Source organism: Kluyvera sp. (assembly GCF_047971185.1).
GTDB lineage: Bacteria > Pseudomonadota > Gammaproteobacteria > Enterobacterales > Enterobacteriaceae > Kluyvera.
Genome location: NZ_JBKDZH010000102.1, coordinates 20319 through 41002, shown reverse-complemented (window position 1 = coordinate 41002; position 20684 = coordinate 20319). Strand labels below are relative to the sequence as shown.

The following is a 20684-nucleotide window of genomic DNA, read 5'->3' as shown; positions in this document are numbered from 1 at the left end:
TCGCAGGTCTGGAAGTCAAACGTATCATCAACGAACCGACCGCAGCGGCACTGGCTTACGGTCTGGATAAAGAAGTCGGCAACCGTACTATCGCGGTATACGACCTCGGTGGTGGTACTTTCGATATTTCCGTTATCGAAATCGACGAAGTTGACGGCGAAAAAACCTTTGAAGTTCTGGCAACCAACGGTGATACCCACCTGGGTGGTGAAGACTTCGATACCCGCCTGATCAACTACCTCGTTGACGAGTTTAAGAAAGATCAGGGCATCGACCTGCGTAACGACCCGCTGGCGATGCAGCGCCTGAAAGAAGCCGCTGAGAAAGCGAAGATCGAACTGTCTTCCGCTCAGCAGACCGACGTGAACCTGCCGTACATCACCGCAGACGCGACCGGTCCGAAACACATGAACATCAAGGTGACCCGTGCGAAACTGGAAAGCCTGGTCGAAGACCTGGTGAACCGTTCTATCGAGCCGCTGAAAGTTGCGCTGCAGGATGCTGGCCTGTCCGTATCCGATATCCAGGACGTTATCCTGGTCGGTGGTCAGACCCGTATGCCGATGGTGCAGAAAAAAGTTGCTGAGTTCTTCGGTAAAGAACCGCGTAATGACGTTAACCCGGACGAAGCAGTGGCTATCGGGGCTGCGGTTCAGGGCGGCGTGCTGACCGGGGAAGTAAAAGACGTGCTGCTGCTGGACGTTACCCCGCTGTCTCTGGGTATCGAAACCAGGGGCGGTGTGATGACTGCGCTCATCAACAAAAACACCACCATCCCGACCAAGCACAGCCAGGTGTTCTCTACCGCTGAAGACAACCAGTCTGCGGTAACCATCCACGTGATTCAGGGTGAGCGTAAACGTGCATCCGTTAACAAATCTCTGGGTCAGTTCAACCTGGACGGTATCAGCCCGGCACCGCGCGGCATGCCGCAGATCGAAGTCACCTTCGATATCGATGCTGACGGTATTCTGCACGTTTCCGCGAAAGACAAAACCAGCGGTAAAGAGCAGAAGATCACCATCAAGGCATCTTCCGGTCTGAACGAAGAAGAAATTCAGAAAATGGTTCGTGAAGCCGAAGCTAACGCCGACGCTGACCGTAAGTTCGAAGAGCTGGTTCAGACCCGTAACCAGGGCGACCATCTGCTGCACAGCACCCGTAAGCAGGTTGAAGAAGCAGGCGAACAGCTGCCGGCTGACGACAAAACCGCTATCGAGTCTGCGCTGACCGCGCTGGAAGCGTCTCTGAAAGGCGAAGACAAAGCGGACATCGAAGCGAAAATGCAGGCGCTGGCGCAGGTTTCCCAGAAACTGATGGAAATCGCTCAGCAGCAGCACGCACAGCAGCAGGCTGGTGCAGCAGGCGCTGACGCTTCCGCGAACAATGCGAAAGACGACGACGTTGTTGACGCAGAGTTCGAAGAAGTGAAAGACAAAAAATAATCGCCCTGATGCAGGGTAATTAATCAGCACGGGCGAAGAGGTTTCCTCTCCGCCCGTGCTCGCATGTTAAGGGGCTGAACAATACCAATGGCAAAGCAAGACTATTACGAGATTTTGGGCGTCTCCAAAACAGCGGAAGAGCGCGAAATCAAAAAGGCGTACAAGCGCCTGGCCATGAAATACCACCCGGACCGTAACCAGGGTGACAAAGAGGCCGAAGCCAAGTTTAAAGAGATCAAAGAAGCGTACGAGATCCTGACCGATGCGCAGAAACGCGCGGCCTACGATCAGTACGGTCACGCAGCCTTTGAGCAGGGCGGCATGGGCGGCGGCGGTGCCGGTGGTTTCGGCGGCGGCGCGGACTTCAGCGATATCTTTGGTGACGTATTCGGCGATATCTTCGGCGGCGGTCGTGGTCGCCAGCGTGCGTCCCGTGGCGCGGACCTGCGCTACAACATGGACCTGACGCTGGAAGAAGCGGTTCGTGGTGTGACCAAAGAGATCCGCATCCCTACGCTCGAAGAGTGCGATATCTGTCACGGCAGCGGCGCGAAAGCGGGTTCACAGCCGCAGACCTGTCCAACCTGTCACGGCTCCGGCCAGGTGCAGATGCGCCAGGGCTTCTTCGCCGTACAGCAGACCTGTCCACACTGTCAGGGCCGCGGTACGCTGATTAAAGATCCGTGTAACAAGTGTCACGGTCACGGTCGCGTAGAGAAGACCAAAACCCTGTCCGTGAAAATCCCGGCAGGCGTGGACACCGGCGATCGTATTCGTCTGAGCGGTGAAGGCGAAGCGGGTGAGCACGGCGCACCGGCGGGCGATCTGTACGTTCAGGTGCAGGTGAAACAGCACGCTATCTTTGAGCGTGAAGGTAACAACCTGTACTGCGAAGTGCCGATCAACTTCTCGATGGCGGCGCTGGGCGGCGAGATTGAAGTGCCGACCCTCGACGGCCGCGTGAAGCTGAAAATTCCGGGCGAAACGCAAACCGGCAAACTGTTCCGCATGCGCGGCAAGGGCGTGAAGTCCGTCCGCGGCGGCGCGCAGGGCGACCTGCTGTGCCGCGTGGTGGTTGAAACCCCGGTCGGCCTGAACGAGAAGCAGAAACAGCTGTTGAAAGACCTGCAGGAAAGCTTCGGCGGCCCAACCGGTGAAAACAACAGCCCGCGTTCAAAAAGCTTCTTTGACGGCGTGAAAAAGTTCTTTGACGATTTAACGCGTTAATTACTATATTTCTTTATATGACCTCAAGCCTGAGCCTGCGCTCAGGCTTTTTTCTGTTGCTTTATTATGGTACTACCAATATTGCTTTTGTCGCGATTAGAGGCTGACTGCGGATGGGATCGAAAGGAGGTGATAAAGATTTTGATTACAACTTAATCAAAATCTTTGGCGCCGTGATTTCTGCAGGCAATGCGGCTAAAGCTGCCCAGCAATTGGGTATCACGCCTGCCGCCGTCTCGCTGGCGCTGCGACGCTTGCAAAGCCACTATCAGGAAGCGCTTTTCGTCAGAGGTAAAAATGGTCTGTTACCAACCGACAGAGCAATAGATCTTCATCGAGATTTTCAACAGGTTATAGAATTACTGAATGGCACTTTCCTGGCTAAAAACCGGCGAGAAGAAGCTGCTCAGATTACGGTGATGGGCAGTGATATTGTCGAAAGCTATTATCTCTCCCAGCTTCATGATATCGACGTTTTTGAACAGGTGCTCATCAATCATTTTTCTTCCAGAAACATTGCACGAGAACAAATGATTGAACGAATTTTTACTTCGCAGTGTGACCTGGTGATTAGTACTGAGCCGATAGCGCGCCCCGGTATTGAAAATCAGTTAATTGATAGCTTTAAAAGTTTTGTGTGCATCTGTGCGAGTAGCCATATGCTAAGCCAATTAACCCAGTTGACTCTGCATCAATTTTACACATCCCGCCATGCGCTTTTTCAAATGAATATCAATCATTCACCGGGTATAAATGAGCGTGTGCTGGTCAAAAATACCTCCTATCATCACGGTCAAAGAATGATAGGCTATTGTAGTGATTCTATTCACGGTTTGGTTAGCGTAGTGGAACGCACCTCATTGATTGCCTTAATGCCGTTAAAAATGGCGCTTTTTTTCAAAAATCAGCGCAAATATGATATTAAGCTGGTGCTGCCACCGCCCGAATTGATGATCCGCCCGATCCAAATTCATGCCTCATGGAAATATAACGATAAGAATATCTCCGTCATCAATGACATTGTCTCCCGGCTGCATACGCTCTCCTCTTTCCGCCGCTGAGAGGCATCATTCCGGATGTATAAGGTTAAATGATGTCCTTTGATTATTAATCTTTCTGGGGATTATCTACACTCCGCATGAACAACATCCGTTCATATTTATACAGGAGTTTAATATGGCTATTCCCAATCATCTACCGACGACAGAAGTGGTGCTTCTGGAAATCGAAATTCTGCTCACGGTTGTGACCATCGGCGCCTGGGGAGGATTTGTGAGCTACTTCATGCGTAAAGATAAGTCGGCGCCCAGTGATTATCATAAGTCTATTTCTAATTGCTTAATTCAGATGATTATATCTTGCTTCACCAGCTTTTTACTCAGCGCGATTGCCATTGAACAGGGTTTTAGTTTTAATATGGTATTGCTGTTTGCAGGTTTAGGTGGGGTATTCGCTGCTCCGATATTAAAAGTCTTAGGGGCGAAAATAAAAACGTACCTTAATACTTCTGGTATTCATTAAAGCTATACTTTCTGATATAAAAGATTCTTCCCTGAGTCTTTTATATCAGTGTCGTACAATATGTTTACGTCACTCTGTTTTTTATCCAGCCATAAATAAACTGCTCATTTTCATGGCGCTTTTCGGTGATCTCCAGATAATAGGCTCCCTGGCTACAGTTCAGTGCTTTTACCAGCGTTGATTCACCTTCCTTTCCCCGCCAGGATAAAAACCGCGTTAGCGCGGCGAGCGTCAGGGGGCCGATATGTCCGTCGGCTTTGAGGTCGTCGTAGCGTTTCTCTTGCTGATTAAGGACATTTAACCAGCGCTGGAGCCATATACAGGGATAGTGCGCGCCGATATTGACCGCTGCATCACACAGCTCGAAAGAGATGGGATAAGAAATCTGCGCGATACGATCAAAACCGGGTTTGATCCAATAGTCATTTTCGAGGATGGCATAGGCTTCAATGCGTGAAAGATCGCGCATATCTCCCGTATAGCCATGCGCTCGGGCTACGGCTTCCGATATCCCCCAGTTGGTTTCACCGCCTTTGTCTTTGTCGTTAAAAGACCAGCCGCCTTCCATTGCTAAAATACCATCAATAATTGGATTCATTTTACACTCCTTTGCATTAATGAATATGCATGAACATTGCCGTGCCTAAGGTCACTGAAAACACCGTAGTGAGCGCTGCCAGCGCCTTCCTGACCACCTGCTTTTTACTTGCCTGGCGGTTGTGTTCCATCACTTTAATGGCAATATCTTTATTAACCTGTAATCCTTGTCGTGGAATGGTGATAAATAGATCGTTAATCTCTAACGTCTTCAGATCTTTGCGAATGAGATAAAGAATTTGTGTCAAATTAGCATCGTTCACAAATTGACTGCGTTCACCCCATAGCGCATTCGCTATCTGCTGCCGCTCAATGATCTCCTGGTTCGCATTTTCAATGATGAAACTGAGGCACCGGGCTCGCATAGCCGTCATCTTGATGACCCTGGAGTTGGTGCTGGTTCTCAGCTCGTACTTCCCTTCATTGTAAATACAACTTTCATTAATGAGATAAGTTTTCATAACGTCATCCTTTAGTTATATAAGTCCTGATTGCCTGAGCTGAATATAGATGCGAGATTTGTCTTAATCTATTAATACTCATCTTGTTTATTGTATTGCCATATCATCGAGAGATGTTCATCACATTATCTCTAGTGAATTAAATGATATTTACTAGCCTGGTAAATGCTAGTTAATTTGATTTTTGTTTGTTAATTATTAAGTTGACTGAACTACGTCATTTTTCCAGTGATGATTGTTTATGTATATAAATGAGTCATCATTGGCTGCGATGATATTCTGTGTTAATTAAATGATGGTTTGTGATTAGCCATTTGGCCTAGGTCGTTGGATTATGGACCCCGCAGAATGACCTGCGAAAATTATTCGAATTTAAAAGGATATTCATAATGGCTACCAGCAAACTGATTCAAAACGATACCCTGACTGAAACCAGCAACGCGGCCGATGGTTTTAACCCAGCAAAAGACGATGTTAAATTAAGCTATACCTCAGCTCGTGTTGCGAAACCGGTTTATAACAAATATAAAGCTTCCACCACCAAGCCTAAAGTATTTGGCTACTATACCGACTGGTCACAATATGACAGCCGTCTGCAGGGTGACGATCTTCCTGATAACCGTGGCCGTGGCTACGATCTAACCAATGTATCCCCAACCGCTTACGACAAATTGATTTTTGGTTTTGTCGGGATTACCGGCTTTGCAAAGATCGATACCAACGAGCGTGACGAGGTGGCCGAAGCCGCTGCGCTGTGCGGTAAAGTAAAATATGAGCCGACCTTCCTCGATCCGTGGGGCGACTTCCAGTCCTACATTAACCTGGGTTTTGAAACCAGCGGCTGGGATGTTGATCCGCGGACCGTCACCCAGGCGAATGCGAAGGGTCTGCTGGGCGCGCTGCGCGATATGCAGGCTAAAGCAAAGCAGCAGGGCCATACGCTGGCGCTGTCTATGAGTATCGGCGGCTGGAGCATGAGTAACGGCTTCCATGAAACCGCAGCATCTGACTCTTCTCGTCAAATCTTTGCCAAAGGCGTGGTGAAGCTGTTCAAACAGTTCCCGATGTTCAGCGAAGTGGATATCGACTGGGAATACCCGAACAACGAAGGCGCCGGTAACCCGTTCGGTGAAGAAGATGGCGCCAACTACGCGCTGCTGATCGGCGAACTGCGTAAGCAGCTGGACTCCGCTGGCCTGAGCCATGTGAAGATCTCCATTGCCGCGTCTGCCGTAACCTCTATTTTCGATTACGCCAAAGTGAAAGATCTGATGGCCGCCGGCCTGTACGGCATCAACCTGATGACCTATGACTTCTTCGGCACGCCGTGGGCGGAAACGCTTGGTCACCACACTAACCGTAAAGCGCTGGTTGCAGGCGGCTGGTCTGTGGAAACGATTGTTGACCATCTGCTGGCTGAAGGCTTCTCCGCCGACCGCATCAATATTGGTTACGCGGGCTATACCCGTAACGCCCGTCAGGTGGAAATTGAATCCCTGTCGCCGCTGAAAGGTTCTTATACGCCGGGCGCGGGTGAAACGACCGGTACCTTCGAGTCCGGTACCTGCGAGTGGTACGACGTGATGTACAACTATCTGGATCTGGAAAATCAGAAAGGCCGCAACGGCTTCAACGTCTACACCGATCAGGTGGCGGATGCGGATTACCTGTTCAATCCGGAATCTAAGCTGTTTATGTCTCTGGATACGCCGCGTACGGTGAAAGCGAAAGGCGAATACGCGCAGAAGCTGGGCCTGGGCGGCGTGTTTACCTGGACCATCGATCAGGACAACGGCGTGCTGGTTAACGCCGTTCGCGAAGGTCTGGGCTATGAAATGGAATCGGAAACCATCGATATGGAACCGTTCTATTTCGAAGGCATCAACGTTGAGCAGGACGAAGAGAAGGAAGAGGACACAACCACCGATGTAAACCACGCGCCAAAAGCGGCGATTGAGCTGCTGGTTGTGGGCGGCTCTACCGTACAGCTGTCCGGCGAAGGCTCTTCTGATGAAGATGACGATGCGCTGTCCTACAGCTGGGGCGTGCCTTCAGAAATCACCGTGGCGGATAAAACCGCGGCCGTTATCGAGCTGGTTGTCCCGGAAGTTTCTGGCAAAACGGCCTTCCAGTTCACCCTGTTCGTGCGTGATGCGCTGGGCGAGCCGTCCTCTCAGCAGCGCTTTGTATTAACCGCGGTTCCTGCTATCTCTCAGGTTCAACCTGAGCCGGAAGAGGAGGTTATCATTCCGGATCCGGTAGAACCCGAAGAAGACACCACCCCGGCGGATGAGGCAACCTCACCCTACGCGCAGTGGAATGCCAGCACCGTGTATGGCGGAAACTGGGGCTCCTTCGAGATCGTGAGCTGGAAAGGCCATAACTACCAGGTGAAATGGTGGTCTATGGGCGACCAGCCGGATCTGAACTGCGCTGCGGGCGGAGCATGGACTGACCTTGGCGCTTACTAATACTCCTCACTCAATGTGAAAGCGTGGGAACCATAGTTTAAGCCCCGGTTTTCCGGGGCTTTTTTCCATCAGGGAATGAGGGATTCGTTTATGACCGTCTCCATACAATGCAGCAAGATTGACGTCAAAAACTGGTATCAGGAAATCACCTTAACGATCGCTAATGAAGGTAGCGGCACCGTTGATATGAATCACGCGTCCATCAGCTTTACGGGATGCGGCTACCAGGATCCGTGGGGTAACTTCGGCGGTACGCTGAAAGGCGATCTGCCGTTAACGTTACGTAGTCACACGCAGGGAGCGCTGGATATTAATGAAATAGTGATTAATCACAGTAACGCGCTGCCGCTGGCGCCGGGTGAGCGCGGCACATTATCTTTTAGCTTCGCGGCGGTGCAGCTACCGGTCAAAATATCTGATTTTACTTTGACGCTGGCTAGCGGCTCGGCTTGTCAGGGCCAGATTATGCTCAAGTTCCCCGCCATGGCGACAAGTACCACACTGAAACCGACTGTCGATCTCCGGTTTCCCGATGCGCGCATACAGCGTTATGTTGGCGAATGGGGGCAGACGCTCTCGATCGGCGATCTTAGCCCGGGTACCTACGGTATTTCCGCGCCGGAACTGTGCGATAACGCGCTGCGGATCGTCCCACAGCAGGCCGATTTTTCGCTGGTACTGACTACCGGCGATGAGGTTCAGACGTGTTCGATCGCCTATCTGCCACCAATACCGCTGGCTTCTATCTGTCTTAACCTGGACGACGATGATTTTGTCGGGGCGAAAAGGGTGGTGGAGCTGTGGTCTGAAGCGGGCCTGTGTGAGCAGACGCTAACGGTTGGGGCGAATCAGATGCTGTGGGTGACGCAGCTACTCGCCGACCATGATTATGCGATTTGTCTGCAGCCGACCGTCATCAACAATCAGTCACTGAGATCGTCGGCGCAGCCTGCCGTGTTCACGCCGGTTGCCGGACGGACAACCATTGTCGAGGTCGCTTTTCAACAGGCCGCCGTGGAGAGCCGTGATTTTGTCGTCGTCAACGTCACGGTGCTGGGGCTGCCGCCAGGGACCGCGCCTCAACGTTACCGCCTGTGCAGCGGCCAGTACCAGTATGTTTTCACGCTCAACAGCGACGCTCAGCAACAAACGCTGCCTATGCGGCTGATGCCGGGGCAATATACGCTTGAGGTGGCGGATATCACCGTGGACGGAACGCTGTGGCATTGCGATCAGAGTGCGCCGGTACGCTTATGGCAAAGTATCAACCATATGACGCTGGAGTTTGTGCCGGGCCGTTAGACGTGTACATCATTATGGGTATTTCCTGACCTCATTTTGTGGCCGACGCTGTGTTTTGCCTATGTAGATGTTAAGAGTATTTTGTAGTGTTTTTTATTTTAAGTTTAATTTATGTTTTGAGTACTTTCTTATCAGTGGGTAATTAGTTTTTAGTGCTCTTCTCTTACATAAATTCTACATCACATAATTACTTATTATTAATTGAATGAGCTTTGGTTAATCTATATCGTGCGTTTATCATTTCTAATATATTTGTATTAAAATATGATTGATTTTGATTCATCTAATGATGTGAATGACCTGCATTCGTATCTTTTCTCCCGCCAGGCGAAGCCATATGCGGCAATAGATGCTTTATTTTCAGCGCTTATGCCCTATGGCCAGCCCTTTGTATTAAAACCTGGGGAAGAGCTGCCTTTCATTGCGGAACAGGGTAACCAGATTATCCTGTTAGAAGAGGGTATTGTCGCTTACTGCCGCAGCGGCGATCGTATGCATATTACATCCGGGTTTGCCCCTGCGCTGCTGGGCCTGGTGGACTGCTATGGCGCGACTTACGATGTTATTAATCGGCCGACACACTACCTGTGTGCTGAAACCGAATGCCGCGGGCGCGCTGTCGCATTGGTCGACTTTATCCGTATCGCCGATGAGTGCGACCTTTGGCATGATATCGCGCGTTTCCTGGCCTATCGCCTAATGGTCATGTACGCCCGCGATCGCGAGCTGGTTGGCGTCGACTCCTATCTTAAAGTACGCGCGCTGCTTATTGAATTATGGGCATACCCCGAGGATTATCGAAAAGGAATTAATGTTCTTTCATTTATTCAACGGCGCACCGGCATTTCTCGTAGTCGTACTCTGAAAATTCTTTCTGAATTAAAGAAGGGAAGCTATATCAATATCGATAATGGGCGGCTGGTGTCCATTCGCAAATTGCCTTTGGCATATTAATCGACCGCTGCGTTGTGAATTTTTTGTGAGTTAATGTTACTGCTTTTTTGTACTGGCGTTGTTGTAAATAAGGTAATGGCCGAATTTTATGATAAATCAGTCGGCCATACTACGTAACCTCATTTATGTCATCAATTGTTTTTAGATACGCAAGGTGATACGTGGTCCTTTAAAGTCCCAGTAAGATTGTTGCAGGGGGATCTATCTCTGATAAATAATAAATTAGCGTCATGGTAAATAGAGGGTGAATTTATTCTGAATGTTTTTATTTCTTTCTGATTTCACAGATTACGTGTGGGATAAGTATTTTATCAGCATTTATTCCATTCTTGAGTGGCGCTACGGCTAGCTTATTTAAATTCATTGCGAAAAAATAAATTATCACTTATTACATTTAAAGAGGAATTTTATGAAAAAGCCTATTTTGGCCCTGGTGGTTGCCGCGGTGGCTGCGGGGGCGCAGATGTCTGCGTTTGCCGAATTACCGGACGGCACCAGCACCACCGTGACCGGCGGTACCGTGAATTTCGTGGGGCAGGTTGTGGATGCCGCCTGTTCGGTCTCGGCGGATACCGTTGACCAGACCGTTACGCTTGGCCAGGTACGCGCGGTCAAGCTGACCGCCGCCGGTATGGTGGCGAACCAGAAAGAGAAGTTCGACATCAAGCTGGAAGATTGCGATCCCTCCGTTAAGCAGAATGCGGCGGTCATCTTTAACGGCCAGCAGGACGCGAATCTGGCGGGGTCGCTCGCCAATACTGCAGGCGCAGGTTCTGCCACCAACGTCGCGCTGCAGCTGTACGGCCCGGATGGTCAGGTGCTGAATATTGGCGATACCTCGTCCTCGATTACGCTGAATACTGGTGAAAACGTGGTTCCGTTAAGCGTGGATTACATTGCAACCGGTGAAGCGACGGCGGGCAACGTAACGGCGACTGCAACGTTCAGCATGGTCTATTCCTGATTTTTATCGTGCTTTCCTCCGTGCGTGATGCGCGGAGGAGCCGTGATGCGCCTGATGCACCGACGTCATTTGAGTATGTACAGTATGAGCAAAAAGACCCTACATATTATGCAGTCACTTCTGCTGCTGGCCATATTGAGCGTGGCCAATATGGCGCAGGCTGGCGGCATTGCGCTAGGCGCCACGCGGGTGATTTATCCGCAGGGCGAAAAGCAGGCTTCTCTCTCCATCATTAACTCTGCCGATAGCAACGTATTTTTGATTCAGTCATGGATTGCGGACGGCGACGGGAACCGCTCGCCTGACTTTATTATCACGCCGCCGCTGTTTGTGATGCAGCCGAAGAGTGAAAATCTGCTGCGTATTATGTATATCGGCCCGTCGCTGCCGACCGACCGGGAGAGCGTATTTTATCTGAACAGCAAGGCCATCCCCTCAATAGATAAAAAGGCGCTAGCAAACAATACATTGCAAATTGCCACCCAAAGCGTCATCAAGCTGTTTGTGCGCCCGCAGGGGCTGCCGACGCCGCCGACCGATGCGCCGGCAACGCTGCGTTGTCATCGCGAAGGTGGGCGTCTGACGGTGGCTAACCCATCTCCGTACTACGTCTCGTTAGTGGATATTCGCGTCGGCGAGAAAAAGCTCAGCAACACGATGGTATCGCCGAAAGGCGTATTAACGCTGAATGCGCCTCAGGGACGCATCTCCTTCCAGACGGTGAATGATTTTGGCGCGACGACGCCCACGCAATTCTGCCTGACAAACTGATTCTTGCCGGATAGAGATCCTATGACGCGCCCTCAGAACTTCGTCGCAAAGCCCGCACTGGCGAGCCTCGTGCTGGCGCTAAGCGGCGTATTGACGCTGCCAAAAAGCTGGGCGGATAACTATTTCAACCCCGCATTTTTATCCGACGATCCCTCGGCGGTTGCCGATCTCTCGACGTTTGCCCATAACGGGCAGGCCCCCGGCGTTTACCGCGTCGATATCTACGTCAATCAGGCGCTGCAGGCAAGCCGGGATCTCACCTTTAACGCCCTCAAACCGGGGCAGGCGGCAAGCGATAATAGTGGCCTGGTCGCCTGTCTGACGCCGGTCATGTTGCAAAATATGGGCGTGAACGTATCGGCGGTGGCGACGCTGGCAAAAGCCGAGCCGACGGCGTGCGTCGATATTGCCACGGCGATTCCGGCCGCGTCGGCCCGCTTTGATTTTACGCAGCAGCGCCTGGATATCAGCATTCCCCAGGCGGTGATGACAAACGATGTCCGTGGCTACATCCCTCCACAAGACTGGGATGAAGGGGTGAATGCTCTGCTGCTGAATTACACCTTTACAGGGGCGAACAGCAGCGATAAAAGCCGCGACGGGACGGCGGATAATAACTATTTTCTGGGCCTTAACGGCGGGCTAAACCTGGGCGCGTGGCGTCTGCGCGACTATTCCACCTGGAACTACAGCAGCAGCCAGGATAACCAGAGTGACTGGCAGCACATCAGCACTTATCTGGAACGCGACATTGTTGCGCTAAAAGGGGAAATGACGGCGGGGGATAGCTATACCCCCGCTGATGTCTTCGACAGCCTGCCTTTTCGTGGCGTGCAGATAGCGTCTGACGACAACATGCTGCCGGACAGCATGAAAGGATTTGCGCCGACGATCCATGGGATTGCCCGCAGTCACGCTCAGGTGACCATCCGTCAGAATGGCTACATCATCAATCAGCGCTATGTCCCGCCCGGCGCTTTCACCATCAACGATCTTTACCCTACCGCCGCCAGCGGCGATTTAGTCGTTGAAGTGAAAGAGTCGGACGGCAGCACCAGCAGCTATAGCGTACCGTACTCTGCGGTACCGCTGCTGCAACGCGAGGGGCGCGTAAAGTATGCCGCGACGGTCGCGCAATACCGTGGCGACAGCAGCCAGAAGAACGATGTGACCTTTGGTCAGGCGACGGTAATGTGGGGGCTGTCCCATGGGATGACGCTCTACGGCGGCACCCAGTTTTCCGAACGCTATAAGGCGGTCGCGTTGGGAACCGGCGCCAATATGGGGGATTGGGGGGCGCTTTCGCTGGATGTGACGCAGGCCGACAGTACGCTGGCGGATAATAGTGAACATCAGGGGCAATCGCTACGCGTGCTGTATGCAAAATCGCTGAGCCAGTTTGGTACCAACCTGCAGCTTCTGGGATACCGCTATTCCACATCGTCTTTTTATACGCTGGATGAAACGGCGTGGAAGCACATGTCAGTCACCGACGACGAAACCAACGACGACGATGGCCAGAACAGCGGATACAGCGATGACAATCTCTACTATACCAAGCGCGGCAAGGTGCAGCTGAATCTTTCTCAACAGCTCGGCGACTATGGCTCCCTCTTTATTACCGCCAGCAAGCAACGCTACTGGCACACCGATGAAACGAATTCGCTGCTCCAGCTTGGCTATAGCGACACCGTCGACGGTATTTCCTGGAGCCTGTCCTATAACGAAAGCCAATCGCCAGGAGAGTCAGGAACCGATCGGATACTTTCACTGAATATGTCACTGCCGCTGGGCCAGTGGCTAAGCCATCACGATGATATGACCCGCGGGCAGCATAACGTTTACGCCACCTTCAGCACCAGCAGCGACAAACAACATCACGTGACGGAAAACGCGGGGATTAACGGCACGCTGCTGGATGAAAATAACCTCAGCTACAGCGTTCAGCAGGGTTCACAAAACCAGGACGGCGGCGAAAGCGGGGCGGCCAGCATGGAATATGACGGCAGCCGGGGTGATGTCAGCGTGGGTTACAACATGAGCGACAACGGCGACAGTCAGCAGGTGAACTACGGATTACGCGGTGGTCTGGTCGCGCATGCTCACGGTATCACCCTGAGCCAGCCGCTAGGCGATACCAATATCCTGGTGGCCGTGCCGGGGGCTTCAGACGTCAGCATTGAGGATCAGTCAGGGATTCACACCGACTCGCGCGGCTATGCGGTGGTGCCTTATGCCACGACCTATCGACAAAACCGGATGGTGCTGGATGTGAACACGATGGCGGACGACGTCGATATTGATGATGCCGTGACCAACGTGGTACCGACCGAAGGGGCGTTAGCACTGGCGAGCTTTAAGGCTCGGGTGGGTGAGCGCGCGCTGCTGACGCTGCGCTATCACGGTAAAGCGGTGCCTTTTGGCGCAACGACGACGGTCGATGAGGCGGGTGATGCCGCGATTGTCGGGGATAACGGTGAGGTATATCTGCCCGGGCTGGCGCCGCAGGGGCGTTTGCACGTTCGCTGGGGCAATCAGGCGGCGCAGGGTTGCGAGGCGCATTATCAACTGCCCGCGCAATCGCAGGCGCTGGTTCGACAAAAAGTGGAATGTAACTAGATGAAATTACGCCTGCTATTGACGCTGCTGGTGGGGGGGCTGCTTGCGCAAAACGTGCTGGCAGCGGTATGCAAAAACGCCAACGGATCGCCGTCGGATATTGCTTACGATCTGACGACGACGCTCACGGCGGCGCAAAATCAGGCCGGCAATATCGTTCAGCGGACGGACAGCCAGAAGGCCAACGTTCAGGCGGTTTGCCCCGACGGTTCGGCGGCGGATGGGCGGACGTTCCGTTCGTATGTCTCGTCCGATCCCGTTGTGGAAACTGACGGTCGCTGGCAATTCCTGAAGCTCGATCGCGATCGTCTGGAAGGCGCGGTGGCGATCCAGGACGCGGGGGCCGGGCCAATCTATCCGCCCGTGAAATATCATCTGATGCCGCAGGATAGCCGCGTCGATTCCGGGCAGCCGTTTTCCCTACGCGATGCGCGTCTGGTTCTCAAACTCAAGATTATGAAACCTTTTGTCGGCACCGTGAGTATTGCGCCGAAAACCATGTTCGGCGTTTACGTGACGACCACCAACGCCGATCCCTTATCCGACGTCGTCTACAACATCATTTACAGCGGCAGCGTTACCGTGCCGCAAAGTTGTGAAATCAACGCCGGGCAAACGATTCTGGTCAATTTGGGGTCGTTATACAGCGGCAATTTTACCCATACAGGCGAAAAGCCCGTTGGCGTCAGGGCGCGCAGCTTCAACGTGCCGGTGAAATGCAGCGGCGTCGACTCGACGGTCAGTCTGAGTATGCGCGTGGTCGCGACGGCGGACAGTAGCTTCACCCAGGCTATCGCGTCGGATAACCCGGACGTTGGCGTGGTGGTGGAAACCAGCGACGGCACGGCGTTGATTCCCAACAGCGCCAGCAGCGCAGCGCCTTTTGCAACGGATGAGGCCGGGAACGCCAATATTGCGTTGAAGGCTTACCCCGTCAGCACCACCGGAAAGGTACCTGCTGAAGGCGTCTTTACGGCGTTAGCCAGCCTGCGAGTGGATTTTGATTAAATGAACAAACGTCTTCTCTTTCTGACCGCGCTGATGCTGGTCTGGGGGCCTTTTTGCTGGGCGGTTGATACAGGCTATAACCTTGAATTTACCGGAACTATCGTCGCGCAAACCTGCGATGTTGAAATGTCCAGCCTGAGCCAGAGCATCGATCTCGGGCAATTTTCGGTCGACGACTTTCCGTCCGTCGGAACGACGACAAAATTTAAGCCCTTTAACGTCAATCTGAAAAACTGCTCACGCGGCATTAGCGGCACGAAAATCTGGTTTACCGGCGAGGCGGATAACGATAACCCAGCGCTGCTGGCGCTGACCGATACGGGAATGGGCACGCAGAATATGCTGGCCAGCGGCGTTGGCGTAGAGATTCTCGATGAAAATCAGGATGACATCAGCATCAATAATACGGATTCGGTGGTGTATCCGCTGAAGGCCGGGCGCAACACCCTGTCATTTTATATCCGCTACAAATCCACCCAGCCGACGGTGACGTCGGGGAATGCCACAGCGGTGATGTATTTCGATCTGCAATATGAATAAGGAGCCGCAATGAAATATGGCATGTTTTCCGCCTGCTGCGTGGCCCTGCTGGCGGCCACGGCGCAGGCGCATGACGGGCGCGTCTACGTGAGCGGGTCCATTAATAATAATACCTGCACGCTGTCGCCGGATTCGCAAGCTATCGCCGTGGATATGGGGACGGTCTCGAATCGGCAGTTTTTGCATCCGGGCGAAGGCGGAGCCTGGCAGCCGTTTGCCATCAACCTGCAGGATTGCGGCTCTACCGCCAGTGGCGTCACGGTGGAATTTAGCGGCACCGAAAGCGAAAACAATCCCGATCTCCTGGCGCTGAACGCCGAGGCAGGCCATGCCACGGGGGTGAGCATTGCCCTCTACGACGGGGCCAAAAACGCGATTCCGCTGGCGGCCAAAAGCGCCGTCGTGCCGCTGATTGGCGGTCAGTCGTCTGTGCATCTCCAGTTTTATGCTCGTTATATTGCGGACGGCGGAACGGTTTCGACCGGTACGGCGAACGCATCGGCCACGTTTATTCTCAACTATGAATAAGTTTATTTTTCTGCTGGTGGCTATTGGGCTTTTATTGCCGCTGTCATCGACACAGGCTGGCGTCGTCATTGGCGGTACGCGCTTTATTTATGACGCAGAAAAGGCCTCGCTCAGTATTCCGGTACGCAATACCTCGTCATCTAGCTGGCTGATCGATAGCCACGTTCAGCCGGCCTCACGCTGGCCCGGTGCGGAGACGTTGCCCGCATCGGCGTTTGTCGTCACGCCGCCGCTTTTTACGCTGGCGGCGGGCCAGGAGAACAGGCTACGGCTGGTCTATTGCGGCGCGGGGCTGCCGGATGACAAAGAAAGCGTGTTTACGCTAAGTATTGCCGCGATCCCTTCCGGCAACGTGACGGCGAACAGCGTACAGATGGCCTTTCGCTCGGCGATGAAGCTGATATACCGCCCCGCCAATTTACGCGGCGATCCGCAGCTGGCTTACCGGCAGCTGCATTGGGCGCGGGGGCAGGACGGGCTAGCGGTACATAACCCAACGCCTTATTACGTCACGCTTTTCCAGCTGCGGATTAATGGTCAATCGCGTGATAGCGCTGGCGTGGTTGCGCCTTTTGCAACGCGGGCAATACACGGATGCCAGCGGACAACGGCCTGCCATCTGCGCTGGCAAAGCATTAATGACTACGGCCGGGTGATGCCGCCGTTGACCGCTGATGCTACCCGTCAGCGCTGATATTTGTCCCGTCAGGACATTTTTTATCGTTTATAGAATGAGGCTTATCTTATGCTACACCCTGCTTTAACTCGTCCCTCTGTTGCGGCGCTGGCGCTGCTGGGCATTATCTCGCTGCCTGCAATAGCAGCAGGTAGCGATAGCGCGCAGATTGGTCCGGCCGCTGAAGCCTATATCGCCAGCCATCCTGATAAGGTGGGCGAGGCGGTCGCGACGTATCTGGCCGATCATCCTGAATTTCTGGTTGCCGCCAGCGAAACCCTGCATCAGCGTCAGCAAATTGCTCAGCAGCAGGCTTATGTGCAGCTGGCGCTCCAGTACCGCGACGATTTATTGAGTCAAAGCACCCCGTCAGTCGGGCCGGTGAAGGCCAAAGCCGCGGTGGTGATGTTCTTTGATTACCAGTGTTCGTGGTGCAGTAAAATGGCCCCGGAGGTTGAGAATCTGGTTAAAGCAAATCCGGATACCCGTTTTATTTTCAAAGAGTTCCCTATATTTGCATCGCGCTGGCCGGTTTCTGGCCTGGCGGCGCGGGTGGGGGAGCAAATCTGGCTCGCTCACGGCGGCGCGCAGTATCTCGACTGGCATAATGCGCTTTACGCGACGGGTAAAGTGGAAGGCGCGCTGACGGAGCAGGACGTTTACGCGCTTGCGGCGCATTATCTGACCCACGCGCAAATCGCTGGCGTTAAAGAGGCGCAAACCCGCGGTGCGGTGCATGACGCCCTGATGACCAATCAGGCGCTGGCGCAGCATATGGACTTCTCCGGAACGCCGGCTTTTGTGGTGATGCCGCAGGCGGAAAACCCAGACCCTCAACGCGTGTCGGTCGTGCCCGGGAGTACCTCTCAGGATCGATTACAAATGGCGATTCAGCGCGCCAAAGGTTAGCGTGCGGGGCATTTTACCGCGAAGGATGGCACAGCAGGTTCACAGGAGTGTCTCTATGATAAGCAGGATTCGCCGCATCACTTTTGTTACGTTGGTCCCACTGCTGGCCTCTTTGGGGGCGGCGCGCGCAGACTCCGGCGGCAAGCTGGTCTTTTCTGGCAGCGTGGTAGAAATGGGCTGCTGGAATGAGACGGCGCGTTTTGAACTTCACTGCCATCAGCAGGGGACCATTTTGCGCCACGCTATCGTTGAAAATATCGCCACCCCGCTAACCGCACCGCACGCAACGGTTGAAACGCACTATCTTGATGCGGAGAATCAGCTTGTACTGCTGCGTGTCGTTTATGATTAAGGCGTGTCCACGCTCACTTCCCTACGCTAGCGCATTCTCTATGTTTCGTTAAGCCCGGCCTTTTGCTGGGCTTTAATTCGTAAAAAGCGAATTATCAACCAATAATAATCTTGTTTTTTCGATTGGTCATGCCAATTAGAATGGTTTAATCGAGTTATTTACGAAACAGAGAGAAAAAAGTGAAGCATCTTCAGCGTTTTTTTAGCAACGAGGCCTCAGGGGGCATTATCCTGATTATCGCCGCGGTTCTGGCGATGCTGATGGCTAACCTTGGCGTAACCAGCGGCCTGTATCATGCCTTTCTGGAGACGCCGGTCCAGCTGCGCGTTGGCGCATTAGAAATCAACAAAAACATGCTGCTGTGGATTAACGATGCGCTGATGGCGGTGTTTTTCCTGCTGATTGGCCTTGAGGTCAAGCGTGAGATGATGCAGGGATCGCTGGCGACAAGACGTCAGGCGATTTTCCCGGTGATTGCCGCCGTGGGCGGCATGGTCGTGCCTGCGCTGGTCTATCTGGCGTTTAACGCCCAGGATCCGATCGCCAGCGGCGGTTGGGCGATTCCGGCGGCGACGGATATCGCTTTTGCGCTGGGCGTACTGGCGCTGCTTGGCAGCCGGGTACCTGCGTCGCTGAAGATTTTCCTGATGGCGCTGGCGATCATCGACGATCTGGGCGCCATCGTGATTATCGCGCTGTTCTACACCAGCGATCTGTCGCTGCTGTCGCTGGCCGTTGCGGCTGCCGCTATTGCGGTACTAGCGGTGCTGAACCTCAGCGGCGTCCGCCGTACCGGGCTCTATATCCTGGTGGGCGTGGTGCTGTGGACTGCGGTGTTGAAGTCTGGCGTGCACGCGACGCTGGCGGGGGTGATTGTCGGCTTCTTTATTCCGCTGCGTGAGCAGAACGGCAAGTCGCCGGCGAAGCAGCTCGAGCATGTGCTGCACCCGTGGGTGGCGTTTATGATCCTGCCGCTGTTCGCCTTTGCTAACGCCGGAGTTTCGCTGCAGGGCGTCACGCTCAGCGGGCTAACTTCGCTGCTGCCGCTGGGCATTATCGCCGGCCTGTTTATCGGCAAGCCTCTGGGTATCAGCCTGTTCTGCTGGCTGGCGCTGAAGATGAAGCTGGCGAAACTGCCGGAAGGGGCCAGCTTTACGCAGATTATGGCCGTGGGCCTGCTGTGCGGGATTGGCTTTACGATGTCTATTTTCATCGCCAGCCTGGCCTTCGGCAGCGTTGACCCTTCGCTCATTAACTGGGCGAAGCTCGGTATTCTGATTGGATCCATCCTGTCAGCCGTGGTGGGATATAGCTTGTTACGCGCACACTTAAAGCCGGTGGTGGCATAAGTGCGAATGATGAACAAAGGAGAGAGGAGCACAGGGCATGTCGCATATTAACTACAATCATCTTTATTACTTCTGGCATGTCTACAAGGAAGGCTCGGTCGTCGGGGCTGCGGAGGCTTTGTATCTTACGCCGCAGACCATTACCGGGCAGATCAAGGCGCTGGAAGAGCGCCTACAGGGCAAACTGTTTAAGCGAAAAGGGCGCGGTATTGAGCCGACGGAGCTGGGTGAGCTGGTGTTCCGCTATGCGGATAAGATGTTCACCCTGAGCCAGGAAATGCTGGATATCGTCAACTACCGCAAAGAGTCGAACTTGCTGTTCGATGTTGGTGTGGCTGATGCGTTATCTAAACAGCTGGTCAGCTGCGTGCTAGATGCCGCCGTTGTGGAAGATGAGCCAATCCATCTGCGCTGTTTTGAGTCAACGCACGAAATGCTGCTTGAGCAGCTCAGCCAGCATAAGTTGGATATGATCATCTCCGACTGCCCAATCGACTCTACCCAGCAGGAGGGGTTGTTTTCGGTGCGAATTGGCGAATGCGGCGTGAGTTTTTGGTGTACTCAGCCATTGCCGGAGAAACCCTTTCCGGCCTGCCTGGAAGAGCGTCGATTACTGATCCCTGGGCGTCGCTCGATGCTCGGGCGTAAGCTGCTGAACTGGATCAATTCACAGGGATTGAACGTTGAAATCCTTGGTGAGTTTGATGATGCCGCATTGATGAAAGCGTTTGGGGCAACACATAACGCTATTTTTGTTGCCCCTACGCTGTATTCACATCATTTCTATACCGATGATTCTATTGTTGAAATTGGACGTATAGAGAATGTGATGGAGGAATATCACGCGATATTCGCGGAGAGAATGATCCAGCATCCGGCGGTGCAACGTATTTGCAAAAAAGATTATACAGAGTTATTTTCAAGTCTTATCCGGTAAGATAAAAAAGCTAAAATTGATATCATTATTGCTCTGTGAGAATTAGTGATGTC

Annotated in this window: 20 protein-coding genes; 18 read left to right on the top strand and 2 right to left on the bottom strand. The window is 53.1% G+C overall.

Translation table 11 applies throughout. From position 1 onward, the window contains the following. The 4 genes from dnaK to ACK5JN_RS21030 form a co-directional block, all read left to right on the top strand. Nucleotides 1-1445, top strand: a 1445-nt coding sequence (gene dnaK / locus ACK5JN_RS21045) for a molecular chaperone DnaK (RefSeq protein WP_416871930.1), incomplete at its 5' end; no start/stop codon positions are given. Between the two features lie 87 nt (nucleotides 1446-1532). Beyond that, complete coding sequence (gene dnaJ / locus ACK5JN_RS21040) at nucleotides 1533-2672, top strand: molecular chaperone DnaJ (protein ID WP_064547269.1); 1140 nt, start codon at nucleotides 1533-1535, stop codon at nucleotides 2670-2672. A gap of 113 nt (nucleotides 2673-2785) precedes the next feature. Beyond that, nucleotides 2786-3733, top strand: a complete 948-nt coding sequence (locus tag ACK5JN_RS21035; protein WP_416871929.1) for a LysR family transcriptional regulator — start codon at nucleotides 2786-2788, stop codon at nucleotides 3731-3733. Between the two features lie 115 nt (nucleotides 3734-3848). Beyond that, nucleotides 3849-4193 carry a phage holin family protein gene (locus ACK5JN_RS21030; RefSeq protein WP_416871928.1) on the top strand — a complete coding sequence of 115 codons (345 nt, stop codon included), beginning with the start codon at nucleotides 3849-3851 and terminating at the stop codon, nucleotides 4191-4193. A 64-nt stretch (nucleotides 4194-4257) separates the two neighbouring features. On the opposite strand, the gene ACK5JN_RS21025 is transcribed toward ACK5JN_RS21030, so the two are convergent. Both ACK5JN_RS21025 and ACK5JN_RS21020 read right to left on the bottom strand, forming a co-directional pair. Beyond that, complete coding sequence (locus ACK5JN_RS21025; protein WP_416871927.1) at nucleotides 4258-4791, bottom strand: glycoside hydrolase family 108 protein; 534 nt, start codon at nucleotides 4789-4791, stop codon at nucleotides 4258-4260. A 16-nt stretch (nucleotides 4792-4807) separates the two neighbouring features. After that, complete coding sequence (locus tag ACK5JN_RS21020; protein ID WP_416871926.1) at nucleotides 4808-5251, bottom strand: winged helix-turn-helix domain-containing protein; 444 nt, start codon at nucleotides 5249-5251, stop codon at nucleotides 4808-4810. 389 nt (nucleotides 5252-5640) lie between these two features. Here ACK5JN_RS21020 and ACK5JN_RS21015 point away from each other — a divergent pair, with 389 nt between their 5' ends. The 14 genes from ACK5JN_RS21015 to nhaR all read left to right on the top strand — a co-directional run bounded on the left by ACK5JN_RS21015 (nucleotide 5641) and on the right by nhaR (nucleotide 20631). Next, nucleotides 5641-7722 (top strand): glycosyl hydrolase family 18 protein, encoded by a 2082-nt coding sequence (locus ACK5JN_RS21015; protein WP_416871925.1) that lies wholly within the window; start codon nucleotides 5641-5643, stop codon nucleotides 7720-7722. Nucleotides 7723-7812: 90 nt separating this feature from the next. Further along, complete coding sequence (locus ACK5JN_RS21010; protein ID WP_416871924.1) at nucleotides 7813-9024, top strand: hypothetical protein; 1212 nt, start codon at nucleotides 7813-7815, stop codon at nucleotides 9022-9024. 264 nt (nucleotides 9025-9288) lie between these two features. Further along, a complete protein-coding gene (locus ACK5JN_RS21005) occupies nucleotides 9289-9978 on the top strand; it encodes a helix-turn-helix domain-containing protein (protein ID WP_416871923.1) in 690 nt (229 codons plus the stop codon). Between the two features lie 409 nt (nucleotides 9979-10387). Continuing rightward, complete coding sequence (locus ACK5JN_RS21000; RefSeq protein WP_416871922.1) at nucleotides 10388-10942, top strand: fimbrial protein BcfA; 555 nt, start codon at nucleotides 10388-10390, stop codon at nucleotides 10940-10942. A gap of 84 nt (nucleotides 10943-11026) precedes the next feature. After that, nucleotides 11027-11713 (top strand): fimbria/pilus periplasmic chaperone, encoded by a 687-nt coding sequence (locus tag ACK5JN_RS20995; RefSeq protein WP_416871921.1) that lies wholly within the window; start codon nucleotides 11027-11029, stop codon nucleotides 11711-11713. A 21-nt stretch (nucleotides 11714-11734) separates the two neighbouring features. Further along, the gene (locus ACK5JN_RS20990; protein WP_416871920.1) at nucleotides 11735-14332 is read left to right on the top strand and encodes a fimbrial biogenesis usher protein; all 2598 of its coding nucleotides are present in this window, start codon (nucleotides 11735-11737) and stop codon (nucleotides 14330-14332) included. Then, the gene (locus tag ACK5JN_RS20985) at nucleotides 14333-15340 is read left to right on the top strand and encodes a fimbrial protein BcfD (RefSeq protein WP_416871919.1); all 1008 of its coding nucleotides are present in this window, start codon (nucleotides 14333-14335) and stop codon (nucleotides 15338-15340) included. Continuing rightward, on the top strand, nucleotides 15341-15880 hold the full coding sequence (locus tag ACK5JN_RS20980; RefSeq protein ID WP_416871918.1) for a fimbrial protein BcfE: 540 nt from the start codon (nucleotides 15341-15343) through the stop codon (nucleotides 15878-15880). Between the two features lie 9 nt (nucleotides 15881-15889). Next, nucleotides 15890-16408 (top strand): fimbrial protein, encoded by a 519-nt coding sequence (locus ACK5JN_RS20975; protein WP_416871917.1) that lies wholly within the window; start codon nucleotides 15890-15892, stop codon nucleotides 16406-16408. Continuing rightward, nucleotides 16401-17102: a pili/flagellar-assembly chaperone gene (locus ACK5JN_RS20970; protein WP_416871916.1), complete on the top strand. Its 702-nt coding sequence runs from the start codon at nucleotides 16401-16403 to the stop codon at nucleotides 17100-17102. Before ACK5JN_RS20975 ends, ACK5JN_RS20970 begins: the two co-directional genes overlap by 8 nt. Nucleotides 17103-17153: 51 nt before the next feature. Beyond that, a complete protein-coding gene (locus ACK5JN_RS20965; protein ID WP_416871915.1) occupies nucleotides 17154-17993 on the top strand; it encodes a DsbA family protein in 840 nt (279 codons plus the stop codon). A 55-nt stretch (nucleotides 17994-18048) separates the two neighbouring features. Next, the gene (locus ACK5JN_RS20960; RefSeq protein WP_416871914.1) at nucleotides 18049-18345 is read left to right on the top strand and encodes a hypothetical protein; all 297 of its coding nucleotides are present in this window, start codon (nucleotides 18049-18051) and stop codon (nucleotides 18343-18345) included. 179 nt (nucleotides 18346-18524) lie between these two features. Further along, nucleotides 18525-19694, top strand: coding sequence for a Na+/H+ antiporter NhaA (nhaA, locus tag ACK5JN_RS20955; RefSeq protein WP_416871913.1), 1170 nt, complete (start codon nucleotides 18525-18527; stop codon nucleotides 19692-19694). 37 nt (nucleotides 19695-19731) lie between these two features. Further along, nucleotides 19732-20631, top strand: coding sequence for a transcriptional activator NhaR (nhaR, locus tag ACK5JN_RS20950; protein WP_416871912.1), 900 nt, complete (start codon nucleotides 19732-19734; stop codon nucleotides 20629-20631). The last annotated feature ends 53 nt before the right edge of the window (nucleotides 20632-20684 follow it).